Genomic DNA, 25,871 nt, shown 5'->3' with positions numbered 1-25,871 from the left:
GCTGACGAGGATCGCGTGGTGACCCATCCGCAACAACAGGCGATCCTCGCTGCCACAGCTATCCACAAGCGCTTCGGCGCGCTCGTGGTGCTGGATGCCGTCGATTTCGCCATGGCAGCCGACGAAGCCGTCGGCATTGTCGGCCCGAACGGCGCCGGCAAGACCACGCTGCTCAGCGTGCTTGCCGGCGCCTTCCCGCCCAGTTCGGGCACGGTCAGCTTCAAGGGCGGTGATGTGACGGCGCTGCCGGCGACAGGGCGTTGCCGGCTCGGCCTTGTGCGCACGCACCAGGTGCCGAAACCGTTCAGCGGCATGACCACTTTCGAAAATGTCTTCGTCGCCGCGTCGCATGGCGCCGGGCTCGGCCGCGACGAAGCCTATGAGGAGGCGCTCGGCTCGCTGAGACTTTGCGGCATGCTGGGCGTTGCCAACCGGCGAGCCGAGACGCTTGGCCTGCTCGACCGCAAGCGACTGGAACTGGCACGGGCGCTGGCGGCCAGGCCGATGCTGCTGCTTCTGGACGAGATCGGCGGCGGCCTGACCGATGCAGAAGCGGGCGAGCTCGTCGACACGATCAAGGAGTTGCGCCGGCGCAAGATCGGCATCGTCTGGATCGAGCACATCGTGCACATCCTGCTGCAGGTGGCCGAGCGGCTGATCTGCATGGACGCGGGAAAGATCATCGCCGACGGCGATCCGCAAACGGTCATGGCCGATCCGCGGGTGGTCCACGCCTATCTCGGCGGAGGCCCGAAATGAGCCTGCTGTCGGTCGAGAACCTGGTTGTCCGGCACGGCCTGCTGCAGGCGGTGCGCGGCGTCAGCTTCAACGTCGAACGCGGCGAGACGCTGGCGCTGGTCGGCGCCAATGGCGCCGGCAAGACGACGCTGCTGCGGGCGATTGCCGGCGCGCACCAGCCCGCCGCCGGGCGGGTGCTGCTGGACGGCGCCGATCTTACCAGCGTGCCGTCGCACAGGCGCGTCGGCATGGGCATCGCACTGGTACCGGAGGGGCGAAAACTGTTCGTGCAGATGACGGTCGAGGAGAACCTGCTGCTCGGCAGGAGCACTCGCCGGCCGGGCGACTGGAGTGTCGATAAAGTGCTGGAGATGTTCCCCAACCTGAAGCCGCGCAGGCATGTCCGGACGGGCCACCTCTCGGGCGGCGAACAGCAGGCGACAGCGATCGGCCGGGCGCTGATGAGCAATCCGGACGTGCTGCTGCTCGACGAGGTTTCGCTCGGCCTGTCGCCGGCAATCGTCGACCGCGTCTACGCGGCACTCCAGGGGCTGATCGCTTCCGGCACGACGATCATCCTGGTCGAGCAGGATCTCAACCGCGCGCTCGCGGTCTCCGACAGGGTCATCTGCATGCTCGAAGGGCGTGTCGCGCTCGAAGGGCCAAGCAAGGAGGTTTCGCGCGACGAGGTGACAAAAGCCTATTTCGGCCTGCATCGGAAAAGCGGGAACATTCCGGCATGAGCAACCAGATCATCCAGGGCATTCTGCTCGGCGGCTATTACGCGCTGATCGCCTGCGGCCTTTCCTTCATGTTCTCAGTGATGCGCATCATCAACCTCGCCCATGGCAGCCTCGCGGTGTTCGCTGCCTTTGCGCTGTGGCTGCTCGCCTCGCGGTTCCATGTCTCGCCATTTCTGGGCCTGCTCATCGTGCTGCCATTGATGGCGGCAATCGGCTGGGCGCTGCAGCGCTTCCTGCTCGAGCGCAGCGCGCGCGGCGGCGCGCTGCTGCCGATCCTGACCACGTTCGGCCTCGCCATCGTCGTCGACAACATGCTGTTCGAGCAGTTCGGCGCTGACACGCGTTCGCTGGCGCCCTATATCGGCAGCCTCTCCTACGATTCATGGGAATGGCCGGGCGGCATCTATGTCGGCAAGCTCGCCGTGATCATGTTCGCCACCGCCGTGATCCTGCTTGGCGGGTTGCAGCTGTTCCTGACCCGCACAAGGCTTGGCCGTTCGATCCGCGCCACATCGGAAGACCCCGACACCGCTGGCCTGGTCGGCGTCGACGCCCGCCGCGCCAATGCCATTGCCGCGGCCATCGCCATGGTCACGGTCGGCCTTGCCGGCGCCTTCCTCGGCATGCGCGCCACCTTCGATCCCTATGCCGGCGCACCGCAATTGCTGTTCGCTTTCGAAGCCGCGGTAATCGGCGGCGCCGGGTCGCTGTGGGGGACACTGGTCGGCGGCATCGTGCTGGCGCTTGCCCAGACACTCGGCGCGCAAGTGCATCCGCAAGGCTTCCTCATCGGTGGTCACGCCGTCTTCCTCGTCGTGCTGTTCGTGCGGCTTTCCGCCTCGGGCCAGGGCCTGCGCGGCCTGTTGCGGCTGCCATCCGGGAGAGCGCCATGAGCGCCTCCGCCAATATGCCAATCATCGAGCGCGGCACGGCGACGTCGCGGATCGCCGCGATCGCGGCCACACTCGTCATCGCGCTGCTCGCGATCGCGCCACAATTCCTGTCGGCCGGCGCGGTCGACCGGATGACGGCGCTGTTCATCTATGTGATCCTGGCGACGATGTGGAACGCGCTGGCCGGCTTCGGCGGGCTGGTCTCGGTCGGGCAGCAGGTGTTCTTCGGGCTCGGCGCCTATTTCGCCATCCGGCTGGCCGATGCCGGCCTCAACCCCTTCGCCGCGCTTTTCGTTTCCGCAATCGTTGTCGGCGCGGTTTCCTGGCCGCTGTCGCTGTTCATGCTGCGGCTCAAGAACGGCGAGTTCGCCATCGGCATGTGGGTGATCGCGGCCCTGATGCATCTCCTGGTCAATCTCGACCGGCTGGTGCAAGGCGAAACCGGCACCTCGCTGATCTCGCTCAATATCTACGATGCCGGCACCAGGCGGGTGACCATCTACTGGCTGGCGCTGGCATCGATGACGGCGCTGCTCGCGGTCCTGTTCGGCCTGCTGCGCGGCAGCACGGGTGCCGCGATCCGCGCCATCCGCGACAATGAGGATGCCGCCGCCTCGGTCGGCGTGCGCGTCACCGGCACCAAGCGGCTGCTGTTCGTGCTGGCCGCCTTCGGGATCGGCATTGCCGGTGCCTTGTGGCTGGCGACCTCCATCACCTTCCAGCCGAAGACCTACTTCAACGTCCAGTGGACCGCCTACATGATCTTCATGGTGCTGGTCGGCGGCATCGGCACCTTCGAGGGCGCCATTTTGGGCGCGCTGGTGTTCTTCCTCATCGAGACATGGTTCGGCGGCACCGGCGTCTGGTATCTCGTCGGCCTCGGCGCCACGGCGGTGCTGTTCTCGCTGTTCCTGCCGCGCGGCCTGTGGGGAACGATCGAGGAGCGCTTTGGCCTGCGCCTGCTGCCGGTCGGCTATCGCGTCAGGCTTCCCGAGAACCCGGCAGCGCCGGCCGACGATGGCATTGCATCTTCGACGCGGCAAACCACACAGCATCAGGAGAAGGCATGACCATGCTTTTCGGCAAGACCATTCTCATCACCGGCATCGCCTCCGGCATCGGCGCGCGCACGGCGGAACTCGCCGGCCAGTTCGGCGCGGATGTGATCGGCGTTGATGTGCACGAGCCGGCTGCATCGGTCGGCAGTTTCGTCAAGGCCGACATCTCTTCGAAGGCGGGCGTCGACGATCTCATCGCGCGCCTGCCGCAACGCATCGATGCGCTTTGCAACGTGGCCGGCCTCTCCGGCAATACCGGCGCGGTGTCGACGCTGGCCGTCAACTTCTTCGGGCTGCGTGCACTTTCGGAAGGCCTCGCGCCCAGGCTTCGCGAAAGTGGCGCGATCGTCAATGTCGCCTCGATCGCCGGCTATGGCTGGCGCGCCAATCTCAACCGCGCCGCTTCGATGGTCGGCATCGAAGGCTTTCCCGACGTCGCCAAGGTGGTCGCCGATCACGCGGTCAGAAACGAGGAAGCCTATCCCGTTTCAAAGGAATTGCTGCTCTTGTGGACCTTCCGCGCGGCGCATCAGGATCTGTTCAAACGCCGTGGCATCCGCGTCAATGCTGTGAGCCCAGGGCCGGTCGAGACGCCGATCCTGAAACAGTTCCGCACCGTGCTTGGCGATGCCCGCGTCGACAGCGACATTGCCAGGGTCGGTCGCGCCGGAACATCGGGCGATATCGCGCCCGTCGTGCTGTTCCTGTGCTCGGATGGCGCGCGCTGGATCAATGGCGCCAACGTGCCCGTTGATGGCGGGCTCGAAGCATCGATCAATGCCGAAGCGCTCGGCTTCTAACACGCTACTTGTAAGGCTCCATCGAGAGCGAGGGAGAGAACAATGGATATCGGACTTCTGATCGACGGCGATGAAAGGGCGGCAACAGGCTCGGCTTCCTACGAACGCCTGGACCCTTTCACCGGCAGGCTGGCGACACGCGCCGCCGCTGCCAGTGTGGCCGATGCCAACGCAGCCGTCGAAGCCGCTGCAGCCGCCTTTCCGGCATGGTCGAAAACCGGCCCCGGCGAACGCCGCGCCTTGCTGTCAAAGGCTGCCGATGTGATGGCCTCCAAGGTCGATGAATTCACCAGGCTGATGATGGAAGAGACTGGCGCCACTGGCCCCTGGGCCGGCTTCAATGTCATGCTGGCGGCCAACATGCTGCGCGAGGCAGCCGCCATGACGACGCAGATTTCGGGCGAGATCATCCCCTCCGACAAGCCGGGGACGCTCGCCATGGCAATCCGCCAACCCGCGGGTGTGTGCCTCGGAATCGCGCCATGGAACGCGCCGGTCATCCTCGGCACACGCGCCGTGGCGATGCCGATCGCCTGCGGCAATACGGTGGTGCTGAAGGCCTCCGAACTATGCCCCGGCACGCACCGGCTGATCGGCCAGGTGCTGGTCGAGGCCGGGCTGCCGAAGGGCGTCATCAATGTCGTCACCAACGATCCGAAGGACGCCGCCGCCATCGTCGAGACACTGGTCGCGCACCCGGCCGTCAGGCGCGTGAACTTCACCGGCTCGACCAAGGTCGGCCGCATCATCGCGGAGCTCGCCGGACGGCACCTCAAGCCGGCGCTGCTCGAACTTGGCGGCAAGGCGCCACTGATCGTGCTCGACGATGCCGACATCGACGCCGCGGTTAATGCCGCGGCGTTCGGCGCCTTCATGCACCAGGGCCAGATCTGCATGTCGACCGAACGGCTGATCGTCGACGAAAAGATCGCCGACGAGTTCGTGGCCAAGCTTGCCGCCCGCGCTTCGAAACTGCCGGCCGGCGATCCGCGCGGCCATGTCGTCCTGGGCTCACTGATCAGCAGCCAGGCGGCCGACAAAATGGAGGAACTGGTCGCCGACGCGCTCGGCAAGGATGCCTCCCTGGCGGCGGGCGGCAAGCGCAGCGGAACTGTCGTGGAAGCGACGGTGCTTGATCATGTCACTCCGTCGATGCGCGTCTACGCGGAAGAATCCTTTGGGCCGGTCAAGCCGATCATCCGCGTCAAAGGCGAGGACGAGGCGGTGCGCGTTGCCAACGATACGGAATACGGCCTGTCGTCAGCGGTCTTCAGCCGCGACATAAGGCGCGCCATGGCGGTCGCCGCCCGCATCCAGGCCGGCATCTGCCACATCAACGGACCGACCGTGGGCGACGAGGCGCAGATGCCGTTCGGCGGCGTGAAGGGCTCCGGTTATGGCCGTTTCGGCGGCAAGGCCTCGATCGCCGAATTCACCGACCTGCGCTGGGTGACGATCGAGGATCCGGGCCAGCATTATCCGTTCTGACCCGGCCCCGCCTTGAGCTACCGAGCGTCAAATAGCCAGTGAGGGCGTGAAGCGAACGCTGGCGGATCGCATCTGGCCGGGCGCCAGCACGATGCGGCCGGTCTCCTCGCCGCCTGGCCGGTTGAAGGCATCGGTGATGTTGCTGACCGGCTCGGCGCAAAAATACGGCTCGCCCGGCGGCGTATAGAGGACCAGGAAATCGAGCGGCGCCTCGGCCTCGATGTCCAGTTGCCGTCCCTGCTCCGGCCAGGAGATCCGGGCGCGGCGGGTCCATCCGGTGAAGACCGTGTCGAAGTCCAGCTCCGACACGTCAAAGCCAGTGGACGGATCGGCCCCCGCCGGCGGCAGGACGTGGCGCGTTGGCAAGACCTCCGCATCCGTTTCCCACATGCCGGACACCGGTGCCTGGATGTGCGTCCACGGCGTCGACGGAAAATAGGGATGGAGCCCGAAGCCGAGCGGCATCGGTGCATCCGACAGATTGCGCACCGTGACGGTCACGCAAGCCTGCCGTCGGCCAGCGAGATTTCCTGCTCGGCCTCATAGCTCCATGGCCAGGAATCGGCGGTGTGGCGATAGCGCAAGACAACCGCACCGGTTTCGTGCCGCGCGACAGTCCATGGCCTGCGCCAGCCATGGCCATGCTCATGATGCGGATCGTCAGGGGCCGTCGGCAGCTCAACGATGCGTCCGGCGAATTCGAAGCGGCCGCCCCTTATGCGGTTGGAGTAGGGCACGAGCGGAAAGCAGGCCATGGCGCCCGCATCGCGGCGATCGATCGCCGCCGGATCCGCCGGGCGTAGCCAATCCACGGCAGCGCCATTTCGCCACCAGCGATACGACGCCAGCGCGCCGCCGGTGGCCGGAGCAATCTCTGCCGTCGCTAGGCCGTCGCTGATCGAGACCAGCTCCGTGTGCCGCCCGGCGGAATTCTTTGTCATCGCCATTCCCCTCCCTTGACTCCCGTCGCCATCCCTTTAAAACATATCATATGAATAGTATGAAGAATAGAAAATCCTTTAGCACGGCGCGGACGTCGAGGGTCGCGGTGGCGGTCTCCAGCGGCTCCACCGCGCTGCACGCCACCGTCGTCGAGCAGATCGGCTTGCGCATCGTGCAGGGCGACTTCCTGCCTGGCGAGGCCCTGCCCAACGCCGACGATTCCAGCGAGATGCTGGGCGTCAGCCGCACGGTGCTACGCGAGGCGATCAAGGTTCTGGCCGGCAAGGGGCTCGTCGAATCGCGGCCGAAGACCGGCACACGCGTGCGCCCGCGATCCGACTGGAATTTCCTCGATCCGGATGTTCTGTCGTGGCGCTATGCCGGCGGCGTCAGCGCCGAGGACGTTCGCGCCCTGTTCGAGCTGCGCCGCGCCATCGAACCGATGTCGGCAGCGCTCGCCGCCCAGCGGGCAACCCCGGCGCAGATCGCCGAAATCCGCGCCGCGCTGGCCGAGATGGAAGCGGTGAGCGACGATGGCGACCGCTTCGCCAAGCCCGACCTGGTGTTCCACCAGACGATCCTGCGCATGACCGGCAACGAGTTGATCGGCTCGCTGGCAGCACTCGTCGAAACCGCATTGGTAATGAGCTTTCGGCTCTCCAACGACAATCCGGAAGGGCAGCGCCATTCCTTGCCGCTGCACCGCGAGGTGGCCGAGAAGATCGCCGCCGGTGACGCGCCCGGCGCGCAAAGGGCACTGCTGGTGCTCATCGACAATGCCGAGGACGACGTGCGCCGCAGCGTCGAGAACCGCAACAAACGCCGCAATGATCGGGGCCAGCAATCGTGACCGAGACCAAACGTAAACTGCGGTCCGAAGCCTGGTTCGGCGGTGAGGGCAAGAACGCCTTCATGCACCGCAGCTGGATGAAGAATCAGGGCATACCCGCCGATGCCTTTGACGGCCGCCCGGTGATCGGCATCTGCAACACCTGGTCGGAACTGACCCCCTGCAATGCCCACCTGCGGGCGCTCGCCGATCACGTCAAGCGCGGCGTCTATGAAGCCGGCGGCCTGCCGCTGGAGTTTCCGGTGATGTCGCTGGGCGAGAGCAATATGCGCCCCACCGCCATGCTGTTTCGCAACCTCGTCAGCATGGATGTCGAGGAATCCATCCGCGGCAATCCGATCGACGGCGTGATCCTGCTTGTCGGCTGCGACAAGACCACGCCGGCGCTGCTGATGGGTGCGGCGTCCTGCAACCTGCCGACGATCGCGGTCTCCGGCGGGCCGATGCTCAACGGCAAGTTCCGCGGGCAGGATATCGGCTCGGGCACCCATGTCTGGAAATTCGCCGAGGATGTGAAGGCCGGCCGCATGCAGGTCGCCGACTTCCTCTCAGCCGAGCAGGGTCAGAGCCGGTCGGCGGGCAGCTGCATGACGATGGGCACGGCGTCGACCATGGCCAGCATGGTCGAGGCGCTCGGCATCGGCATGCCGGACAATGCCGCGATACCGGCGGTGGATTCGCGCCGTGGGGTGCTTGCCCAACTGGCCGGGCGCCAGATCGTCGACCTGGTCCGCCGCGACGTGACGATTTCGCAGATCCTCACCAGGCAAGCTTTCGAGAATGCCATCCGCGTCAACGGCGCCATCGGCGGTTCGACCAATGCGGTTCTGCACCTGATCGCCATTGCCAACCGGGTTGGTGTCGATCTCGGCCTCGAGGATTGGGACCGCCTTGGCCGCGACGTTCCGACCATTGTCGACCTGATGCCGTCGGGCCGGTTCCTGATGGAAGATTTCTACTATGCCGGGGGGCTAGCTGCGGTCATGGCGTCGCTTGATGAAGTGGGGCTTCTTCATCGTGACGCCATGACCGTCAGCGACAAGACGATCGGCGAATTGATCGATGGCGCCCCCAATTACAACCGCGAGGTCATCCGGCCGCTGAGCGAGCCGCTGACCAAGGAAGGCGGCATCTCGATCCTGCGCGGCAATCTGGCGCCCAATGGGGCGGTCATCAAACCGTCGGCGGCAACGCCCGAACTGATGCAGCATCGCGGCAAGGCGGTCGTCTTCGAGAACATCGAACATTACTATGCCCGCATCGACGATCCGGGTCTGGATATCGACGCCTCGTCGGTGATGGTGCTGAAGAACTGCGGACCGCGCGGTTATCCCGGAATGGCTGAGGTCGGCAACATGCCGCTGCCGGCCAAGCTGCTCAAGCAAGGCGTCTCCGACATGGTTCGCATCTCGGACGCGCGCATGAGCGGCACCGCCTACGGAACCGTCGTATTGCATGTGGCGCCCGAGGCCGCAGCGGGCGGCGCGCTTGCCCTGGTGCGCGACGGCGATCTCATCGAGCTCGATGTCGCCGGGCGCCGCCTGGAGCTGCTGGTATCGGAAGAGGAACTGGCGATCCGCCGTCGAGACTGGAAGCCGCCGGCGCCGCCTCAAGGCGGCTATCAGAGCCTCTATGTCGAGCGCGTGCTGCAGGCCGACAAGGGCTGCGACTTCGACTTCCTCGTCGGCCGGCGTGACGCCGGCATCCCCCGGCATTCCCACTAGAGAGGCACGCGATGACGGATCAGATCGGCAGCTACGCGACCTATCCCAGCCTCAGGGACCGCAGCGTATTCGTAACCGGCGGCGGCAGCGGCATCGGCGAAAGCCTGGTGCGCCATTTCTGCGCGCAAGGCAGCCGCGTCGCCTTTGTCGACCTGGCGGAGGAGCCTTCACGGCGCCTGGTCGAGGCTATCGCGGCCGAGGGGCATGCCGCGCCGCTGTTCATTCCCTGCGACCTGCGCAATGTCGAGGAACTGCAGGCAGTCACGGCGCAGGCGGCACAGCACAACGGCCCGATCCAGGCGCTGTGCAACAATGCCGGCAATGACGACCGCCACCAGACCAAGGACGTGACACCAGCCTATTGGGACGACCGCATGGCGGTCAATCTGCGCCACCAGTTCTTCGCGGCCCAGGCGGTGAGGCCGCAGATGAGCGCGCAGGGCGGCGGCTCGATCATCAATTTCGGCTCCATCACCTGGATGGTCGGCGATCCCGATTGCCCGGCCTATGTCACCGCGAAAGCCGCGGTCTACGGCATGACGCGGGCGCTGGCCCGCGAGCTCGGCCCCGAGCGCATCCGCGTCAACTGCATGGTGCCCGGCTGGGTGATGACCGAGCGCCAGATGCGACTGTGGCTGAACCGGGCCGGCGAACGCCAGATCGAGGAAAGGCAATGCCTGCCCGACCGGCTGCAGCCCTCCGATATCGCGCGCATGGCGCTGTTCCTCGCGGCCGACGACAGCCGCATGTGCACAAGCCAGCAATTCATCGTCGACGGGGGCTGGGTGTGATCCGGACGGCACCGAAAGAGGAAGGGAATTTCATGCGTCTTGTTCAATTCAAAATGCCCGACGGAAGCCGGCGCGTCGGCCGCGTCTCCATGGATGGCGACCACCTGCATCCGCTCAAGGGAACGACCACCGTCCTGGAACTGGCGGAAGCCGCGATCGCGCGTGGCGTGTCCATCGCGGCGCTCGTCGAGGAGCGCACGACGGCGGAACAGGTCGACTACGACCAACTGTTGAATGGAGGTCGCGTGCTGGCCCCCGTCGACCATCCGGAGCCGGCGCGTTTCCTTGTCACCGGCACCGGCCTGACCCACACCGGAAGTGCCGCCGCGCGCAACCAGATGCATGTGCTAACCCATGGCGAAGGTGCCGCGGAATCCGATTCCCTGAAGATCTTTCGCATGGGGTTGGAGGGAGGCAAGCCCGGTGCTGGCAAGATCGGCATCCAGCCCGAATGGTTCTTCAAGGGCGTCGGCACCTGTGTCGTGCCGCCCGGCGCGCCGCTGCCGATGCCGGCATTCGCAAAGGCCGGGGCCGAGGAAGCCGAGATCGTCGGGCTTTATCTCAACGGACCGGACGGCCATCCCTATCGCCTCGGCTATGCACTCGGAAACGAATATTCCGACCACGTGACGGAGGGCGAGAACTACCTTTATCTGGCCCATTCCAAGCTCCGTTCCTGCTCGATCGGCCCGGAACTGCTGATCGGTGATCTGCCGGAAGAAGTGCGCGGCCATTCCCGCATCACGCGCAACGGCGCGGTCATCTGGGAGCAGGAGTTTCTGTCGGGCGAGGCGCACATGTCGCACTCGATCACCAATCTCGAACACTACCATTTCCGTTACCCGATGCATCGCCGGCCAGGCGACCTGCACGCCTACTTCTTCGGCGCGGCGGTGATGAGCTACGCCTCCGGCGTCCAGACGGCTCCCGGCGACGAGTATGAAATCCAGGCACCGACATTCGGCAAGCCACTGCGCAATCGGATGGTTTCGGTGCCGGACGAAGGACTGGTCACCGTCACCCAGCTGTGAGGGCGAAAGTCCGGAAATCGCGGTCCACCAGAAAGAAAATGGGAGATTAAAATGGAACTGATGGGACTGAAGAGACTGTTTCTGAAAATGGCGATCGGCCTGGGCATCGGCCTGATGACCTCGGCCGCATTCGCCGCCAACCTCCGGGTTCTGGCCTGGGATGGCTACGCGGACGCTGATTGGGTGAAGGACTTCACCGCCGCCACGGGCATCGGCGTCGATGTCGTCTTCATCGGCAGCGACGACGAGATCTGGGCCAAGATCAAGGGGAGCGAAGGGCAGGACTTCGACGTCTTCGCCGTCAACACCGCCCAGTTGCAGCGCTACATCAAGGCCGACCTGGTCTCGCCGATCGACGTGACCAAGCTGCCCAACCAGAAGGAGGTGCTGCCGCGTTTCCGTGACCTGAGCACGGTGAGCGGCGTCACCAAGGACGGCAAGGTCTACGGCATCCCGTTCTGTTTCGACTCCATCGGGCTGATCTACGACACCGACAAGGTCAAGCCGGCGCCGACCTCGATGTCGGTGCTGTGGGATCCGGCTTACAAGGGCAAGATCCTCGCCTACGACAATGGCGAGCACAATTTCTCGTTTACCGCGCTGACGCTCGGCTACAAGGATCCGTTCAACCTGAGCGCCGAGCAGATGGCGGCGGTCAAGGCCAAGCTGGTCGAGCTCAAGCGCAATGTGCTCAGCTTCTACACCACCGCCGACGAGGCGCAGCAGATCTACCAGAACAACGATGTTGCGCTGATCTGGGCCAATTACGGCCAGCAGCAGGTCAAGGCGCTACAGAAGATCGGCGCCCATGTCGCCTACATCAACCCGAGCGAAGGCGCGCTCGCCTGGCTCGACAATTGGGTGATCTCCAAGGGCGTCCGCGACAATGCGGCGGCCGAGAAATGGATCGACTTCATGCTGAGCAAGAAGGTCAGCGGCGAGCTTTCCGAGCGCACCGGCTTCGGCAACACAGTGGTCGAGACGAGCAGCGCCGGCGGCAACGACAAGCTGGTCTGGCTCAACAATGTCGAAGACCCGCTCAAGCGTTCGGACATGTGGAACGAGGTCAAGGCAACGCCCTGATTTCGCTGCCCCAACTTCGAAGACCCGGCGGTCCGGACGTTCCGGACCGCCGAAGCGTAAGCGAGAGCATGCCATGAACCAGAACACCGACCTGCTGACGCTGCGGTCCGTCTCGAAATCCTACGGCCCGGTGCCCGTGCTGCACGACCTCGACCTGTCGATCCGGGACGGTGAGTTCCTCACCGTCCTTGGACCGTCGGGTTCCGGCAAGACCACGGTCCTGCGGCTGATCGGCGGGCTGGAGCCGCTGACGGCTGGCGAGATCCGCCTTGAGGGCGAGGACATCAGCCGCATGCCGATCAACCGGCGGCCGTTCAACACCGTGTTCCAGGATTATGCACTGTTCCCGCATATGACCGTTTCCGGCAATGTCGGCTATGGGCTTTCGGTGCGCCATATCCAGCGCAAGGAGATCGCGCGCCGCGTCGCTGAGGCTCTCGAGCTGGTGCAGCTCGGGCGCTTCGCCGATCGCTTCCCGGCACAGCTCTCGGGCGGCCAGCGCCAGCGCGTCGCGCTCGCCCGGGCGCTGATCTGCCAGCCGCGGCTGATCCTGCTCGACGAGCCGCTCGCCGCGCTCGATCTTGAGCTGCGCCGGCAGATGCAGGAATTCCTGAAATCCATCCAGCGCGAGATCAAGACCACCTTCCTGTTCGTCACCCACGACCAGGAGGAAGCCATCGGCATGGCCGACCGGATCTGCGTCATGCAGGCCGGCCATATCCGCCAGCTCGGCACACCGCACGAACTTTACTACAAGCCGAACTGCGAGTTCGTGGCGCGCTTCTTCGGCGAGAACAATCTGGTCGCTGGAAAACTCGGCCCGGTCCAGGGCGAGCAGCGGCCGATCGAGACGGCGCTTGGGCGCCTGGTCTGCTCGATCAGCGGCCAGCCGCATCTGAAGACCGCCTCGGATGGCGCCAGCGCCTTCGCGGCGTTCCGTCCCGAGGCCTTGCGTCTTGCGGGCGCCACCGACAATGACAACCGCTTCTCGGGCACCATAGCCGATCTAGCCTTCGCCGGCTCGTCGACGGTCGCCACGGTCATGGCGGGGACGGACAATGCCGCGCAACGCCTGCGGCTACGCATGCCGAGTCGGATCGACGGCAGCGCGCTGAAATCCGGCGAGACGGTCTCGCTTTCCTTTGTGCCGCATGAAGGCCATCTGGTGCTGGCATGAGCAAGGCCGGCTCGACACAGCCTTCGGAACGACACTTGTCGCTGCTGGTGACGGTTCTGGCCTTTGCCCTGCCGGTGGTCTTTGTCCTCGTTCCGCTTGCGATCTTCCTGATCTACAGTTTCTTCAGTGTCGATCAGGGCACGATCGTCCATGCACCCACACTTGGCAACTATATCAGGTTCTTCACCGACCCGATCTTTCTGCCGGTGTTCTGGAACACCATCGTGCTGTGTGTTTCGGTGGCCATGATCTGCATCCTGCTCGCCTATCCCGCCGCCTATTTCCTGACGACCCTGAAAGGGCGGTGGCGCTATGTCTTGCTGATGCTGCTTCTGGTGCCGCTGCTGATGAGCTACGTCATCAAGATCTATGCGATCCGCAGCATCCTTGGCCTCAACGGCTTCCTCAACAAAGCGCTGGTGGCGCTCGGCATCCTTGAGCAGCCGTCGACGCTTTTCGTGTTCAATATGAACGCCATTCTTTTGACGCTGAGCCTGCTTTTGATCCCCTTCGCCATCCTGCCGATCTTCCTGTCGCTGGAACGGATCCCCCAGACCCTGCTGCGCGCCTCGGACGACCTTGGCGCGAGCGGCTTGCAGACTTTCCTGCGCATCACCCTGCCGCTCAGCCTTCCCGGTGTCGCCTCGGCGGCGAGCTTCGTCTTCGTGCTGGCGATCGGCGATTTCCTGACCCCGCAGATGGTCGGCGGCATCAGCGGCTTCACCTTCGGCCGCATCCTCTACAGCCAGTTCGGCACCGCCTATAACTGGCCGTTCGGCGCGGCGCTGTCGGTGGCGCTTGCGATCGTGGTGATCTGCGCAATCCTCATCGGCGAACGGTTCGGACGTAGCCGGGGGACCTCGATATGAGCGCACTGCCCCGGCCTTCAACCCTCTTCCTGGCCGCGATCACGACGCTGGTCGCCGTACTGCTCTACAGCCCGCTATTCGTGCCGATCGTATCGTCGTTCTTCACCATCTCGCATGGCGATGTCGACTGGTCGTCGCCGACGCTTTCGACCTATCGGACGCTGGCCGGGAACCACGACATACTGGCCGCCCTGCGCACCACGCTGGTCGTCGGCCTGTGCACCGTCGTGCTCTCGGTGGTCAGTGGGACGCTGCTGGCGCTCTACTATCACGGCCGCCGCTCAGGACGTTCGGTGCTGCAGTTCATCATCTTCCTGCCGTTCCTGATGCCGCCGATCATCAGCGGCCTGGCGCTGCTGATCTTCTTCCGCGAGATCGGCCTCGAACGCTCGCTGCTGACGGTCATCATCGGGCATACCGTCTTTGTGCTGGCGATCGTCTATCGCACCGTGCTGATGCGGCTGCAGTCGATGAGCCGCACGCTGGTCGAAGCGTCCTTCGATCTCGGCGCCACCGGCTGGCAGACTTTCTGGCGCGTCATCCTGCCGAACCTGTCGAGCGCCATGGTCGGCGGCGCCATCCTTGCCTTCGCCCTGTCGTTCGACGAAACGATGATCACCATTCTGGTCACCGGCACGCAAAGCACGCTGCCGGTCAGGCTGTGGGCGATGATGCGGCTTGGCTTCTCGCCCGACATCAATGCGCTGGTGGCGCTGATCCTGATGTTCACCGTGCTGCTCTGCGTACTCGCCGCCCGTTTTCTGATCCCCAGGCAGATGGCGACGGAACGGGCCTGAGTTACCGAGCACCTGTCATCGCGGTAAGGCAGTCGGGTTAAAGATCGAAGATCCGTCCCGGATTGAGGATGTTCTTCGGGTCCAGCGCTGTCTTCAGCCGCCGCATCGTGGCGATTTCGGCCTCGCCGCGCACCAGATGCAGCCACTGCTTCTTGTCGAGGCCGATGCCGTGCTCGGCCGAAACGCCGCCTCCCGCCGCCGCCACGCCGCGATAGATGATGCCATATGCCGCCGCCGGGTCCGCCGTCAGGACCTGATAGTGCAGGTTGCCGTCGCCGAGATGGCCGAAGACATAGATGTCGGCGCTGGGATCGACGGCATGGATGGCGGCGTCCGCTTCCCGCAGAAAGGCGCCCATGCGCGCCAACGGGATGCTGATGTCGACGCCGATCAGGCCTTTGATCGAAAACAGGACACGATTGGCGTCCTCCCGCACGTCCCAGAGCGCACGGAATTCGCGCGGCGATTGCGAGACGACCACATCGTCGACCACGCCGTCCTCGACCGCCTGCATCAGAACCTCGGCGAAGCGCCCGCCGTCGCGTTCGGGCTCGCTGCCCTGGATCTCGGCCAGCACATAGACCGGTGAGCCGGTCGGCAATGGTGCCGGCATGGCCATGCTGCCGACCATGACGTCATAAAGCGGCGCGAAGTTGACCTCATAAGCGGAAAGTAGCGGCCCAAGCTTTTGCCGCAGCAGCCCAAGCAACGCGATCGCCGCATCGAGCGAAGGCAGCGCGCAGAAAGCGTTCACCTCGGATGCCGGCTTGGGATGCAGCCTGAGCGCGGCGCGGGTGACGACGCCAAGCGTGCCTTCCGCGCCGATGAAGAGCTGGCCGAGGTCGTAGCCGGAATTATCCTTGGGCAGGCCCTTGAGCGAGGTCAGGACACTGCCGTCGGCGAGCACGGCCTCAAGCCCTAGTACCTGCGCCCGGTACATGCCATAGCGCAGCACGCGGATGCCGCCGGCATTGGTCGCGATATTGCCGCCGACAGTGGCCGAACCCCGCGCGCCGATGTCGACGCCGAACATCAATCCGGCGCCATCGGCTGCCTCCTGCACCACCTGCAGCGTCGCGCCCGCTTCGGCGACGATGCGGCGGCCTGAACGTCCGGAGCGGCAAGGCCGGTCATGCGCTCCAGCGACAGCACGATCTCGCCGGGCTGGACGCGCGCGCCACCAGCCAGCCCGGTGCGTCCGCCATGGACGACGACCGGCTGGCCGACAGCGTTGCATCCGGCAAGTGCTGCCGCGACACCAACGGTATCGCGTGGGCGCAGCACTACTTCGGGAAGGACGCCAAGCTTGCCGTCGGGATCGTCGCGATAGCGCTGGTCCACCTCGGAGCCAGCGAGCACGCCGCCCGCGCCCAGCCGATCGCCAAGGGCGGACAGAAGTCGTTCCGTTTCAGGCGACATCGAGCTCAGGCGTCCGTGCGGCGAGAGAGGTCGTCTCTAGCAGCAGGATGGTCCGATGATGATCCTTGTTCAACACGCTCGCCACCCTTCAACTTCGGCCGACCGACCTTATTCGTCATCGCCCGCCATGCAAGCGATATCGGCTTGTCCGCAAGCGACGGGACGAAACCTCCTACCGGCATCAATCTCGAAGAGACGAGATCGATGCTGGTAGGATGTTATCTGCTTACTGCAGCTTGGCCTGCAAGGCGTTAACATCGTCGGTGGTCATTTCACCGTCGGTGGTCACTTTGCCGTCGACAATCCTCCACAGCCGGAACGGACCGGTGATGTCGCCGAATTTGTCGAAGGCGACCGGACCGATGACGCCTTCATAGCGGATCGGCTTGCCGTCCTTGATCAGGCCGAGCGCCTTGGCGAATTCCTCCTTGCCGGCGAAGATCGGCGTGCCGGCGGGGTCGACCGCCTTGTACATGGCATCCCTGATCTTGGCCGGATCCTCGGAGCCGGCTATGGCAATGGCCAGCCCGACGATGGCGCCGGCATCATAGGAACGGTCGGCCGCCGGGTTCGATGGCTCGATGCCGGAGAACGCCTTGTAGTTCTTGGTGAAATACTCGGTCGATGCGGTCGGGCTGGTGCCGGACGACGTGCCATAGGCGTCCTTCAGGTAATCGGCGCCGACCGATTCGATGAAGTCAGGGCTGTTCATGCCATCATTGAGCAGGAATTTCTGTACGCCGCCCTGCGAAATCCAGGTGCGGGCGATGGTGGCGCCATCGACCGGCGTGCTGACCAGATAGAGTCCGTCCGGCTCGCCTCCCATCGCCGCCGTGACCTCGGAAGCATAGCTCGACTGCTTCTCGTTGTAAGGCGTGTCGGAGACGATGGTGCCGCCGAGCGCTTTATAGGCGCGCGAGAATTCGGCCACCATGTTGACGCCGAAATCGTTGTTGACGTGAATGATCGCCAGCTTCTTGAAGCCCCTGTCGATGGCGTATTTGGCCGCGGCCACGCCCTGCAGCGCGTCCGAGGTGATGGTGCGGAAGAAGATGCCGTTGGTCTTGCCCTCGCGGCCGAGCGCGGTCAGCGTCGGCGAGGACGACGCCGGCGAGACCTGGACGATCTTGGCCGGCGCGGTCACCGAGGTCAGGATCGGGATCGACACCGAAGAGATGATGCCGCCGATGATGACCGGCACCTTCTTGACCTGAACCAACTGGGTCGCGGCATCGACGGCGATGTTGCCCTGGCTCTGGCTGTCGCGCGTGTCGGTGACGAGATCGCAGCCGCGCACGCCACCGGCGTCATTGATGTCGCGGAAGGCCATTTCGACAGACTTGGCGCCGGCCTGGCCGTATTCGCCGGCGGGACCGGTCAGTTCCATGACGAGACCGACGGTGATCTTGCAGTCGGCGGCCTGCGCGGCACCGGCAATCGTGACAAGAGCGAGCGCGGTGGTGAGTTGGAGTATCGTCTTTCTCATTGTTGTTCCCCTTGAGTTTATACGAACTGGTTTGACGTCTGGAAAGTGTCAGTGTTCCGGCACCTGCAGCCAGGTTTCATGCAGATGCCGCCATTGGACGCCATTGGGCGCCGATGAACTGGTGGTGAAAACGGCACTCGACTGGCGGCGGCTATGCTTGCCGCCGCGCAACTGCGCCTCGACATAGAGGACGACGATCGTATCGCCGCCCTGCCAGCCGGGCTTGATGTCCTCGATCGAGATGGCGAAGCCGTCGTCGCATGTGGCGCGGCTGGAGCGGACGTGGTCAACCACGGCGTCACGATCGAGTATCTGACCGCCTGGTGCGATCATGGTCAGGCCTTCGCCCATGACGGCTTCGAAGCGGCCGAAATCCACTTTGTCGGCGCGCGCGGCGACGAACCAGTCGGTGAAGAAGCGGTGCAGGTCGATGACTTCGGCGCTGGCCTGCGAAAACAGCCTGTCGTCCATCGTTTCACACCCGGCCCGCGTTGAGATTATAGTGCATGATCGAGCCGTGGCGGCCATTGCGGTCACGCTCCAGTGTGTAGACGTCGCCCTCAAGACCGGCACCCTGCGCTATGACGGCAGCAATCCGCGCGCGGTCATCGGCATCGAGTTCGATATCCATGATCTTGGCGTTGGCCAGCGCGTGCGCCTGGTTGCGGGCACCGACGATGACGGCGGCCACTTGCGGCTGCTCCAGCACCCAGGCGCTGGCGATGGTGGCAATGTCGACGCAGTGACGATCGCCTACGATCTTCAACGCCTGAAGCAGTTGCTGGAACAGGTCCCAGCCGCCGAAATCATCGATGATCAGCTTGTATTTGACCAGCGACCGGTTTTCGAGCGGCGTCGCGGGTTCGGCCACATCGAGCCATCTGTCGCTGAGGAAGCCGCCCGCCACCGAGCCGTAACAGAGGAAGCTGACGCCGTTTGTCTTCGCAAGTGCGGCGAGGCTGTGCGCAGGCCGCTGGTCGAGCACCGAATATTGCAGCTGCTGGCTGACCAGCGGGATGCCGGCGGCCAGGATTTCGGCGAGCCGGGGCGTGTCGAAATTGGTGGTGCCGAGATTGCGCACCTTGCCTTCGCGCCGAAGCTCGTCGAGCCAGCCCATCGCCTCGACATAGCGAGGCTGCGCATAGTCCCACCAGTGGAACTGCACGAGATCGAGCCGCTCGGTCTTCAGCCTGCGAAGCGACTGATCAACGATGCCCCTGATATAGTCGCGGCTGATGCCGGCCAGCCGTTCCAGATCTGGCACCAGCTTGGTATGCACCTTCATCCTGGCCGCCGCATCGAGGCCGCGCTCATTGGCAAGCCGCAGGCGCGCGGCGCCGATCAGTTCCTCGACGCCGGTGTAGATGTCGGCGCAGTCATAGGTCCAGATACCGGCATCGAAAGTGGCGATCAGGTCGGTCACCGCCTGGCTGCGGTCGATGGCGCCGTGACCGCCGGCGAGTTGCCAGCCACCGCGGATGACGCGCGAGATCGCGTAGCCGGGGCCGAGTTCGAAGGTCTTGGCACTCATCTCTGTTCATTCTCCTTCGGCAGCGGCACGGCCGTGGTTTCGGCATGGCTGAACCGCCGCTTGGCCAGCCTGACGATCCGCAGCCTGCTGGCGCAATTGGGATCGGGACAGGCGATCTCGGCGTCCGAGGTCATCCAGTCATTGGCGTGGGTCGGGCGCTGCTTTGCCGCAAGCAGCGGCAGCACGGCAGCGAGCGAATAGATCGAAAAGCCTTGTCCGGCCGGCATCGACAGCATCTCGCCCTTGAGTTCGAAATAGTCGCCGGCCTTGGCGCCGCAATAGATCGGCTTGCCTTCGGGGATGACCGCCTCGACGCGAAGATCGAAGAGTTCGAAACTGTCGTCAGCCATGTCAGGCCCCCATCAGGCTGAAAGTGATATCGCAGGCGCCGGTGCGGCGGATGACGCCGCAGGCGGCTGCGAACTGTTCGCGCTCCTCGGCAACCACCTGTGCCACCACGCTGCCGGCCAGCCAGCCGATCGGGAACAGAAGCCGCGCCCCTTGCCCATAGAACAGGCCGATGTCGAAGATCGCATTGGGATTGCCGCCCCACATGCGCGGCGGCACGTAGGACAGCACGATATCTCCGGGCTGCGGCGTCAGGGTGGCGTTCTCCGCCGGCAGCGGTCGGGCATAGGCCTGCCCCTCGAGATCGGCTGATGGAACCGGACAGGAAATCTCAGGTCCGGTCCACATCGCATGGATGCCTGGGACGACGCGTGGCGCGGCGAGATACGCTGTGAGGAAGTCTGCGTTTTCCGGCGCCTTCACTGGCAGCAGCACAGCCGTGACGGAAAGCTTCGAGTGTGGTTCGGTGATCCGGATGGAGGTCATGTCTGATCTTTCCCAGCCGCGGATTGCAGCTTGCTGCGCAGGAAGGTGAAGGGCCGGCTGATGTCGGCGACCAGCGAGGCGCGCGCCGCCTGTGCGTCCTGCGTGGCCAGCGCCTCGACAATGCGGCGGTGATACTGCGCGGTGTCGACCTCGCCGGCTTCCGAGAAGGCATAGATGGCGACGCGGATGCATGGCCCCGATTGCAGCCACAGGCTCTCGATCATCGGGATCAGCACGGCCGAGCCGCAGGAGCGGTAAATCTCGAAGTGAAAGCTCTGGTTGAGTGTCACTTCGCGGTCGACATCCTTCTTGTGCTTCAGCGCCCGCATTTCGTCCCATTCGGCCAGAATGGTTTCGATGGTGGCGATCTGGCGCGGACCCATGCGGGCGGCGGCCAGCGCGATCGCCTCGCCCTCGATCAGGATGCGAGCCCGCAGGAGATCATCGAGGCGATCGAGCGTGATTGGCGGCACACGCACCGAACGATTGGGCAACGCCTCCAGCGCCTTCTCCGTGATCAGCCGTCCGAGCGCCTCGCGCACCGGCATGGTCGAGGTAACCAGCGCATCGGCAAGCCCACGGATGGTCAGCACCTGGCTCGGTTCGAACAGGCCGCCGATCAAGGCGCGGCGCAATTCGGAATAGACGCGATCCTGCACGGTCTCGCGGCCGACCGGCGCAAGCTGGGCCGCGATCGCCTCGTTGTTCTTTTCGACGGCAGCCTTTTGCATGGAATTCCGTTCTCGGCCCGTTTTCGGCTTGCGGAGGAAATTAAAGCCGAATATCGTGATCAAAGCAAGCGTGATCACAAATCAAAAATCAGGAGACGGCGACGATCGTCTTCGGCCAGAGGGTCTAGATGAGCGAGGCAGCCAGACGGCAAGGGCGAGAGACCCGTGCGCCGGTGCTGACGGCAAGGAACGTCGTGCGGCGTTTCGGCGGCCTCGTCGCCGTCAATGATGTCTCGTTCGACGTCAAAGCAGGAGAAATCCTTGGTCTGATCGGGCCAAACGGAGCGGGCAAGACCACCATGTTCGACCTGCTGGCCGGCAGCATATTGCCGACCAGCGGCGACATCCTCCTGAACGGTACGCCCGTTTCCGGCGAAGCCGCTCACCTGCGCATCGGTCGCGGGCTCGGCCGCACCTTCCAGATTCCGCGCCCGCTGCCCAATCTGACGCTGATCGAAAACATCATGCTGGCGGCGCAGGGCCAGGCCGGCGAAAGGCTGCTCGCCAACTTCGTCACGCCGTGGCGGGTGGCGGCGCAGGAAGGAGCCGCCCGGACAAAGGCGCTCGAACTGCTGGAACTCGTCACCCTCACCCACCTCGCCCATCAGCCGGCGCGCGTGCTCTCGGGCGGCCAGCGCAAGCTGCTCGAACTCGCCCGCGTCATGATGGCCGACCCGGCGATCATCCTGCTCGATGAACCGGCGGCCGGCGTCAACGCGACGCTTCTGGAAGTCATCATCGACCGCATCCGCGACATCAATGCGCGCGGCATCACCTTCCTGTTGATCGAGCACAACATCGACATGGTGACTCGGCTCTGCCATCGCGTCCTCGTCATGGCGAGCGGCCAGTTGCTGAGCGAAGGAACGGCGGAAGAAGTGGCCCGCGATCCGCGCGTCATCGAGGCCTATCTCGGAGGCGCGGCGTGAGCGAGACCGTCCTTGATGTCCGCAATCTCGAAGCCGGCTATGAACCCGGCGTGCCGATCGTGCGTGGCGCTTCGATCACCGTGAGCAAGGGGGAGATCGTCGTCGTGCTCGGCCCCAATGGCGCCGGCAAGTCGAGCTTCATCAAGGCGATCGCCGGCCTCGTCCCGATCACCGGCGGCACGGTGTTGCTGGACGGCAAGGACATCACCGCAGCACCTGCCCATACCATGGTGCGGCTTGGCCTCGCCTTCGTGCCGCAGACCGAGAACATCTTTCCGCTGATGTCGGTCGAGGACAATCTCAGGGTCGCCTGCGGCATCCTCGAGCGGCGGGAAATCCCTGCCCGCATCGAGGAAATGTATGCCGCCTTCCCAGACCTCGTCCGCCAGCGCCGCACGGCCGCCGGCAACCTGTCGGGAGGCCAACGGCAGATGCTGGCTGTCGCGCGGGCGCTGATCGTCCACCCCAAGGTGCTGGTGCTGGACGAACCGTCCGCCGGCCTGTCACCGAAATTCGTCTCCATGGTGTTCGAAATGCTGGCCAGCATCCGCAGGTCCGGCGTCACCATCCTTCTGGTCGAACAGAACGCCAAGGCAGCGCTTGCCATCGGCGACCGGGCCTATGTGCTGGTCGAGGGCAAGGACCGCCACGAGGGCGTCGCCTCCGAACTTTGGAGCGACCCGGTCGTCGCCGAACTCTATCTCGGCCAGCGCCCGCTCAAGGCGGAAAAGACGTCACAGGCTGGACAGGGAGGCGCGGCATGAGCCTTCAGTTCATCGTCGACGGATTGCTGACCGGCTCGATGATCGGCCTCGGGGCCATCGGCGTGACGCTCACCTATTCGATCCTGCGTTTCTCCAACTTCGCCCATGGCGACTTCATGGCCTGGGGGACCTATGCGACACTGGCCGTGGTCAGCGCCATCGGCGCGACATTCGGCAAGGTGGCGCCGATCGCGCCGCTGTCCTTCGGCTGGCCGCTCATCGTTGCGCTGATCATTGGCATGGCATTCACCGCGCTGCTGGCGCTGCTGCTCGACAAGGTGCTGTTTTCGCGGCTGCGCTCTCAAGGCCAGGCGATCATCGTTGTGATGGCGAGTTTCGGCGCCTCCATGGCACTGCGGAGCCTGCTCGAATTCACCTTCACCTCGCGGCCGACCTATTTCAGCCGGGCCATCCAGATCGCCATGCCGGTTGGCTTCGGCATCCGCATCACGCCCGACCAGATCGCCTTGCTGCTGCTGACCGCTATCCTCGTGCTCGGCGTGCATCTGTTGATGACGCGCACGCAGACCGGCCGCTCGATGCAGGCCTTGAGCCAGAACGCGGCATTGGCGCGCATCGTCGGCATCGATGTCGCCAAGGTGGTGCGCGTCACCTGGATCGTCGGCGGCGCATTGGCCTGCGTGGCCGGCGTGATGATCGGCATTCTGGTGCAGATCCGCCCGTTCATGGGCTTCGACATGCTGCTGCCGATGTTCGCCGCCGCCATCCTCGGCGGTATCGGCAGCATCCCGGGTGCGGTGCTTGGCGGCCTGATCATCGGGCTCGCCGAAGCCGGCGCGGTGCAGCTGATCGGCGCCGAATGGCGCGCCGCCGTCTCCTTCATGATCCTGATGGCGGTGCTGTTCGTGCGGCCGATCGGCCTCTTTGGCGTGAGGGAAAGATGATCGATCTCGTCGGCTACGGGGCCTTCTTCCTGACAACCGCGCTGATCTTCTCGCTGGTCACGCTGGGGCTCAATCTGCAATGGGGGCTGACCGGCCTGTTCAATGTCGGCCTCGCCGGCTTCGTCGCCATCGGCGCCTATACGTCCGCACTGCTGACCACGCCAGATGACGCCGCAAGACTGGGCGGCTTCGGCCTGCCTATCCTCGTCGGCTGGCTGGGCGCCATGATCGTCGGCGGCCTTGCCGCGGCGCTGACCGGCGTGGCCACGCTGCGCCTCAGGTCGGACTACCTGGCGATCACCACGTTCGGCGTCGCGGTGGTCGTACAACTGGTCGCGCTCAACGCACAGAAGCTGACCGGCGGGCCGTTCGGCATCGGTTTCGTCCCGCGTCCCTTCGGCAGCCTCGCCGAAACGCCGCTGCTGTTCAACCTGTCCAACCTTGCCGTCGTCTCGGCTGTCACGCTGATCGCCTATCTCGCCCTGGAGCATCTGTCACGCAGCCCGTGGGGCCGCGTGCTCAAGGCGCTGCGGGAGGACGAACGAGCGGCGATTTCGCTCGGCAAGAGCGCGCGCTTCTACCGCGTCCAGGCCTTTGCCGTCGGCGGCGCCATCATGGCGCTGGCCGGCGCGCTGCAGGCGCATTTCACCGGCTTCATCGCGCCGGACAATTATCTGCCGATCCTGACCTTCCAGGTCTGGGTGATGCTGATCGTCGGCGGCTCGGGCAGCAATCTCGGCGCCGTCATCGGCAGCATCCTGGTCTGGGCGATCTGGGCCGGGTCGGGCACGCTGACCAGCGTGCTGTTCCCGCCGGAGCAGCAGGCGCGCGCCGCCTCGCTGCAGATCGTCGCCATCGGCGTCATGCTTTGCGTCATCCTGCTGGTCCGGCCGAACGGGCTGTTCGGCGACAGGCCACGACGGCCACGTTTCGGCAAGCGGGCGAAGCTGGCCGCGGCCAAGAGCAGTTCCAACTCATGAATGCTGTGGTCCGGCAGGAGGCGCATGGCGCCTCGCTCTGGCACGCCATCAGCCGCAGCCCCCGCGAGCGGCCTGCCCTGCATGGCGAGATCGACGTCGACCTCGCCATTGTCGGCGGTGGTTTTTCCGGCCTTTCGACCGCCCTGCACGCCGCCGGAAAAGGCATCTCGGTCGCGGTTCTCGAAGCCGAGATCATCGCCTGGGGCGCGACGGGCCGGAATGCCGGTTTCGTCGTGCCGAACTTCGCCAAGATGGACCCTGACAGCATCCTCGCGCATCTCGGACCGGAGCGAGGCGAAAGGCTGATCGATTTCGCCGCCGGCAGTGCCGACCTTGTCTTCGGCCTGATCCGGCAGCACGGCATCGACTGCGACGCCGTACAGAGCGGCTGGATCCAGCCGGCGCACTCGGCGGCGACCTTCGAAAAGGTCCAATCACGTGCGCAACAATGGGCCTTGCGGGGCCGGCCTGCCGTAACCCTGGATCGGCAGGAGGTGGAAGCGCTGACCGGCGCGCGCGGCTATGTCGGAGGATGGATGGACCGTTCGGGCGGCGTCATCAATCCGGTCGCCTATGCACGCGGGTTGGCCGATGCGGCGGAAAGGGCGGGCGCGCGGATTTTCGAGCGGACACGTGTGACGTCGGTTGATCGCATGGGCGATGGTTGGTCGCTGAAAACGCCATCGGGCTCAGTGCGCGCGGCCAAGGTGCTGATCGCCACAAACGCTTATGGCGGTCCGCTCTTTCAGACGCTGCAGCGGACCTATTTTCCGCTGAAAGTTTTCCAGATCGCGACAAGGCCCCTGCCACTCGAAACCCGCGCGCGCCTGCTTCCCGGCGGGCAGGGTGTCGGCGACACCAGGCGCAATCTCTTCACCTTCCGCTTCGATGCCGACAACCGACTGATCAGCGGCGGCATGCATATTCTGAGCGCCGGTGCCGACACGCGCGTTCCGCAAACGATCTGGCGGCGGCTCGCCGAGCACCTCGATCTGCCCGACCTGCCGCCGCTTGCCTATAGCTGGTCGGGAATGGCAGCGGTCGAACCGGATTTCCTGCCGCACATCCTGGATCTCGGCCCCGGCCTGATCGCCGGCCGTGCCTGCAATGGACGCGGCATCGCCATGACGACGGCGATGGGCAAGGTACTGGCCGATTGGGCCGCTGGAACCGACGCCGGCGACCTGCCGCTGCCTTTCGCGCCGCCGGCGCCGATCCCGTTCCACGCCCTGCTGCGGCATGCGCCCAACATGCTGCTCGGCTGGAGCATTCTGCGCGACCGGATGGACGAGACGGCATAAGCCGGCC

The 25,871-nt window shown here is 65.1% G+C and carries 27 protein-coding genes and 1 pseudogene; 19 read left to right on the top strand and 9 right to left on the bottom strand.

Translation table 11 applies throughout. From position 1 onward, the window contains the following. Positions 1-15: 15 nt before the first annotated feature. Genes FJ938_RS19770 through FJ938_RS19745 form a run of 6 tightly spaced genes read left to right on the top strand, consistent with a single transcriptional unit; the run spans position 16 to position 5,720 of the window. Complete coding sequence (locus FJ938_RS19770; RefSeq protein ID WP_140607381.1) at positions 16-759, top strand: ABC transporter ATP-binding protein; 744 nt, start codon at positions 16-18, stop codon at positions 757-759. Continuing rightward, the gene (locus FJ938_RS19765) at positions 756-1,481 is read left to right on the top strand and encodes an ABC transporter ATP-binding protein (protein ID WP_140696509.1); all 726 of its coding nucleotides are present in this window, start codon (positions 756-758) and stop codon (positions 1,479-1,481) included. The genes FJ938_RS19770 and FJ938_RS19765 overlap by 4 nt, the downstream gene beginning before the upstream one ends. Then, positions 1,478-2,374, top strand: a complete 897-nt coding sequence (locus FJ938_RS19760; RefSeq protein WP_140696506.1) for a branched-chain amino acid ABC transporter permease — start codon at positions 1,478-1,480, stop codon at positions 2,372-2,374. Before FJ938_RS19765 ends, FJ938_RS19760 begins: the two co-directional genes overlap by 4 nt. Next, the gene (locus tag FJ938_RS19755) at positions 2,371-3,444 is read left to right on the top strand and encodes a branched-chain amino acid ABC transporter permease (RefSeq protein WP_140696503.1); all 1,074 of its coding nucleotides are present in this window, start codon (positions 2,371-2,373) and stop codon (positions 3,442-3,444) included. Before FJ938_RS19760 ends, FJ938_RS19755 begins: the two co-directional genes overlap by 4 nt. A gap of 2 nt (positions 3,445-3,446) precedes the next feature. Continuing rightward, positions 3,447-4,232 carry a coniferyl-alcohol dehydrogenase gene (locus FJ938_RS19750; RefSeq protein ID WP_140696599.1) on the top strand — a complete coding sequence of 262 codons (786 nt, stop codon included), beginning with the start codon at positions 3,447-3,449 and terminating at the stop codon, positions 4,230-4,232. Between the two features lie 42 nt (positions 4,233-4,274). Next, positions 4,275-5,720, top strand: coding sequence for an aldehyde dehydrogenase (locus tag FJ938_RS19745; protein WP_140696500.1), 1,446 nt, complete (start codon positions 4,275-4,277; stop codon positions 5,718-5,720). A 27-nt stretch (positions 5,721-5,747) separates the two neighbouring features. Here the strand turns inward: FJ938_RS19745 and FJ938_RS30315 are convergent, their stop codons facing one another. Together FJ938_RS30315 and FJ938_RS30310 are read right to left on the bottom strand one after the other, a co-directional pair. Next, the gene (locus FJ938_RS30315; protein WP_281409104.1) at positions 5,748-6,221 is read right to left on the bottom strand and encodes a hypothetical protein; all 474 of its coding nucleotides are present in this window, start codon (positions 6,219-6,221) and stop codon (positions 5,748-5,750) included. Further along, positions 6,218-6,661 carry a hypothetical protein gene (locus FJ938_RS30310; RefSeq protein ID WP_281409103.1) on the bottom strand — a complete coding sequence of 148 codons (444 nt, stop codon included), beginning with the start codon at positions 6,659-6,661 and terminating at the stop codon, positions 6,218-6,220. The genes FJ938_RS30315 and FJ938_RS30310 overlap by 4 nt, the downstream gene beginning before the upstream one ends. Before the next feature lie 107 nt (positions 6,662-6,768). On the opposite strand from FJ938_RS30310, the gene FJ938_RS19735 reads away from it, so the two are divergent. The 8 genes from FJ938_RS19735 to FJ938_RS19700 all read left to right on the top strand — a co-directional run bounded on the left by FJ938_RS19735 (position 6,769) and on the right by FJ938_RS19700 (position 14,984). Beyond that, entirely contained in the window at positions 6,769-7,512 is a 744-nt protein-coding gene (locus tag FJ938_RS19735) for a FadR/GntR family transcriptional regulator (RefSeq protein ID WP_140696497.1), read from the top strand. Then, positions 7,509-9,236, top strand: a complete 1,728-nt coding sequence (locus FJ938_RS19730) for an IlvD/Edd family dehydratase (protein WP_140696494.1) — start codon at positions 7,509-7,511, stop codon at positions 9,234-9,236. The genes FJ938_RS19735 and FJ938_RS19730 overlap by 4 nt, the downstream gene beginning before the upstream one ends. Positions 9,237-9,247: 11 nt before the next feature. Then, positions 9,248-10,027, top strand: a complete 780-nt coding sequence (locus tag FJ938_RS19725) for an SDR family oxidoreductase (protein ID WP_140696491.1) — start codon at positions 9,248-9,250, stop codon at positions 10,025-10,027. Between the two features lie 32 nt (positions 10,028-10,059). Continuing rightward, positions 10,060-11,058: an AraD1 family protein gene (gene araD1 / locus FJ938_RS19720; protein WP_140696488.1), complete on the top strand. Its 999-nt coding sequence runs from the start codon at positions 10,060-10,062 to the stop codon at positions 11,056-11,058. A 51-nt stretch (positions 11,059-11,109) separates the two neighbouring features. Then, positions 11,110-12,141: an ABC transporter substrate-binding protein gene (locus FJ938_RS19715; protein ID WP_246673424.1), complete on the top strand. Its 1,032-nt coding sequence runs from the start codon at positions 11,110-11,112 to the stop codon at positions 12,139-12,141. A gap of 73 nt (positions 12,142-12,214) precedes the next feature. Continuing rightward, the gene (locus tag FJ938_RS19710) at positions 12,215-13,318 is read left to right on the top strand and encodes an ABC transporter ATP-binding protein (protein WP_140696485.1); all 1,104 of its coding nucleotides are present in this window, start codon (positions 12,215-12,217) and stop codon (positions 13,316-13,318) included. Beyond that, positions 13,315-14,187: an ABC transporter permease gene (locus tag FJ938_RS19705; protein ID WP_140696482.1), complete on the top strand. Its 873-nt coding sequence runs from the start codon at positions 13,315-13,317 to the stop codon at positions 14,185-14,187. The genes FJ938_RS19710 and FJ938_RS19705 overlap by 4 nt, the downstream gene beginning before the upstream one ends. After that, entirely contained in the window at positions 14,184-14,984 is an 801-nt protein-coding gene (locus FJ938_RS19700; RefSeq protein WP_140696479.1) for an ABC transporter permease, read from the top strand. The genes FJ938_RS19705 and FJ938_RS19700 overlap by 4 nt, the downstream gene beginning before the upstream one ends. 37 nt (positions 14,985-15,021) lie before the next feature. Here the strand turns inward: FJ938_RS19700 and FJ938_RS19695 are convergent. The 7 genes and pseudogenes from FJ938_RS19695 to FJ938_RS19665 all read right to left on the bottom strand — a co-directional run bounded on the left by FJ938_RS19695 (position 15,022) and on the right by FJ938_RS19665 (position 20,985). Beyond that, positions 15,022-16,403, bottom strand: a pseudogene (locus FJ938_RS19695) (FAD-binding oxidoreductase). A 226-nt stretch (positions 16,404-16,629) separates the two neighbouring features. Further along, entirely contained in the window at positions 16,630-17,889 is a 1,260-nt protein-coding gene (locus FJ938_RS19690; RefSeq protein ID WP_140607396.1) for an ABC transporter substrate-binding protein, read from the bottom strand. Between the two features lie 48 nt (positions 17,890-17,937). Then, on the bottom strand, positions 17,938-18,360 hold the full coding sequence (locus FJ938_RS19685) for a DUF4440 domain-containing protein (protein WP_140607397.1): 423 nt from the start codon (positions 18,358-18,360) through the stop codon (positions 17,938-17,940). 4 nt (positions 18,361-18,364) lie between these two features. Next, complete coding sequence (locus tag FJ938_RS19680; protein WP_140607398.1) at positions 18,365-19,420, bottom strand: aldo/keto reductase; 1,056 nt, start codon at positions 19,418-19,420, stop codon at positions 18,365-18,367. Continuing rightward, on the bottom strand, positions 19,417-19,770 hold the full coding sequence (locus FJ938_RS19675) for a TIGR04076 family protein (protein WP_140607399.1): 354 nt from the start codon (positions 19,768-19,770) through the stop codon (positions 19,417-19,419). The genes FJ938_RS19680 and FJ938_RS19675 overlap by 4 nt, the downstream gene beginning before the upstream one ends. Before the next feature lies 1 nt (position 19,771). Then, positions 19,772-20,254, bottom strand: a complete 483-nt coding sequence (locus tag FJ938_RS19670; RefSeq protein ID WP_140696476.1) for a DUF3830 family protein — start codon at positions 20,252-20,254, stop codon at positions 19,772-19,774. Continuing rightward, positions 20,251-20,985, bottom strand: a complete 735-nt coding sequence (locus FJ938_RS19665; protein WP_140607401.1) for a GntR family transcriptional regulator — start codon at positions 20,983-20,985, stop codon at positions 20,251-20,253. The genes FJ938_RS19670 and FJ938_RS19665 overlap by 4 nt, the downstream gene beginning before the upstream one ends. A gap of 128 nt (positions 20,986-21,113) precedes the next feature. Between FJ938_RS19665 and FJ938_RS19660 the strand changes: the two genes are divergently transcribed. The 5 genes from FJ938_RS19660 to FJ938_RS19640 are packed head-to-tail and all read left to right on the top strand — an operon-like array spanning position 21,114 to position 25,864. After that, on the top strand, positions 21,114-21,914 hold the full coding sequence (locus FJ938_RS19660; protein ID WP_140607402.1) for an ABC transporter ATP-binding protein: 801 nt from the start codon (positions 21,114-21,116) through the stop codon (positions 21,912-21,914). Further along, positions 21,911-22,678 (top strand): ABC transporter ATP-binding protein, encoded by a 768-nt coding sequence (locus FJ938_RS19655; protein ID WP_140607403.1) that lies wholly within the window; start codon positions 21,911-21,913, stop codon positions 22,676-22,678. The genes FJ938_RS19660 and FJ938_RS19655 overlap by 4 nt, the downstream gene beginning before the upstream one ends. Next, positions 22,675-23,583 (top strand): branched-chain amino acid ABC transporter permease, encoded by a 909-nt coding sequence (locus FJ938_RS19650; RefSeq protein WP_140607404.1) that lies wholly within the window; start codon positions 22,675-22,677, stop codon positions 23,581-23,583. Before FJ938_RS19655 ends, FJ938_RS19650 begins: the two co-directional genes overlap by 4 nt. Then, positions 23,580-24,563: a branched-chain amino acid ABC transporter permease gene (locus FJ938_RS19645; RefSeq protein ID WP_181165507.1), complete on the top strand. Its 984-nt coding sequence runs from the start codon at positions 23,580-23,582 to the stop codon at positions 24,561-24,563. Before FJ938_RS19650 ends, FJ938_RS19645 begins: the two co-directional genes overlap by 4 nt. Beyond that, positions 24,560-25,864 (top strand): FAD-dependent oxidoreductase, encoded by a 1,305-nt coding sequence (locus tag FJ938_RS19640; protein ID WP_140607405.1) that lies wholly within the window; start codon positions 24,560-24,562, stop codon positions 25,862-25,864. Before FJ938_RS19645 ends, FJ938_RS19640 begins: the two co-directional genes overlap by 4 nt. Positions 25,865-25,871: the final 7 nt, after the last annotated feature.

Origin of the sequence: Mesorhizobium sp. B2-4-14, from assembly GCF_006442155.1 — a bacterium.
Classification (GTDB): Bacteria; Pseudomonadota; Alphaproteobacteria; order Rhizobiales; family Rhizobiaceae; genus Mesorhizobium.
The sequence above is the reverse complement of the archived record's forward strand: the minus strand, read 5'-3'. Positions and strand labels throughout refer to the sequence as shown.

Excerpts from the sequence above, each read along its gene's own strand:
- araD1 (WP_140696488.1), top strand. The coding sequence starts at position 10,060 with ATGCGTCTTGTTCAATTCAAAATGCCCGACGGAAGCCGGCGCGTCGGC.
- FJ938_RS19645 (WP_181165507.1), top strand. The coding sequence starts at position 23,580 with ATGATCGATCTCGTCGGCTACGGGGCCTTCTTCCTGACAACCGCGCTG.
- FJ938_RS19760 (WP_140696506.1), top strand. The coding sequence starts at position 1,478 with ATGAGCAACCAGATCATCCAGGGCATTCTGCTCGGCGGCTATTACGCG.
- FJ938_RS30310 (WP_281409103.1), bottom strand. The coding sequence starts at position 6,661 with ATGACAAAGAATTCCGCCGGGCGGCACACGGAGCTGGTCTCGATCAGC.
- FJ938_RS19685 (WP_140607397.1), bottom strand. The coding sequence starts at position 18,360 with ATGGACGACAGGCTGTTTTCGCAGGCCAGCGCCGAAGTCATCGACCTG.
- FJ938_RS19765 (WP_140696509.1), top strand. The coding sequence starts at position 756 with ATGAGCCTGCTGTCGGTCGAGAACCTGGTTGTCCGGCACGGCCTGCTG.
- FJ938_RS19665 (WP_140607401.1), bottom strand. The coding sequence starts at position 20,985 with ATGCAAAAGGCTGCCGTCGAAAAGAACAACGAGGCGATCGCGGCCCAG.
- FJ938_RS19670 (WP_140696476.1), bottom strand. The coding sequence starts at position 20,254 with ATGACCTCCATCCGGATCACCGAACCACACTCGAAGCTTTCCGTCACG.
- FJ938_RS19640 (WP_140607405.1), top strand. The coding sequence starts at position 24,560 with ATGAATGCTGTGGTCCGGCAGGAGGCGCATGGCGCCTCGCTCTGGCAC.
- FJ938_RS19745 (WP_140696500.1), top strand. The coding sequence starts at position 4,275 with ATGGATATCGGACTTCTGATCGACGGCGATGAAAGGGCGGCAACAGGC.
- FJ938_RS19755 (WP_140696503.1), top strand. The coding sequence starts at position 2,371 with ATGAGCGCCTCCGCCAATATGCCAATCATCGAGCGCGGCACGGCGACG.
- FJ938_RS19650 (WP_140607404.1), top strand. The coding sequence starts at position 22,675 with ATGAGCCTTCAGTTCATCGTCGACGGATTGCTGACCGGCTCGATGATC.
- FJ938_RS19705 (WP_140696482.1), top strand. The coding sequence starts at position 13,315 with ATGAGCAAGGCCGGCTCGACACAGCCTTCGGAACGACACTTGTCGCTG.
- FJ938_RS19715 (WP_246673424.1), top strand. The coding sequence starts at position 11,110 with ATGGAACTGATGGGACTGAAGAGACTGTTTCTGAAAATGGCGATCGGC.
- FJ938_RS19700 (WP_140696479.1), top strand. The coding sequence starts at position 14,184 with ATGAGCGCACTGCCCCGGCCTTCAACCCTCTTCCTGGCCGCGATCACG.
- FJ938_RS19725 (WP_140696491.1), top strand. The coding sequence starts at position 9,248 with ATGACGGATCAGATCGGCAGCTACGCGACCTATCCCAGCCTCAGGGAC.
- FJ938_RS19660 (WP_140607402.1), top strand. The coding sequence starts at position 21,114 with ATGAGCGAGGCAGCCAGACGGCAAGGGCGAGAGACCCGTGCGCCGGTG.
- FJ938_RS19690 (WP_140607396.1), bottom strand. The coding sequence starts at position 17,889 with ATGAGAAAGACGATACTCCAACTCACCACCGCGCTCGCTCTTGTCACG.
- FJ938_RS19675 (WP_140607399.1), bottom strand. The coding sequence starts at position 19,770 with ATGGCTGACGACAGTTTCGAACTCTTCGATCTTCGCGTCGAGGCGGTC.
- FJ938_RS19680 (WP_140607398.1), bottom strand. The coding sequence starts at position 19,420 with ATGAGTGCCAAGACCTTCGAACTCGGCCCCGGCTACGCGATCTCGCGC.
- FJ938_RS19750 (WP_140696599.1), top strand. The coding sequence starts at position 3,447 with ATGCTTTTCGGCAAGACCATTCTCATCACCGGCATCGCCTCCGGCATC.
- FJ938_RS19710 (WP_140696485.1), top strand. The coding sequence starts at position 12,215 with ATGAACCAGAACACCGACCTGCTGACGCTGCGGTCCGTCTCGAAATCC.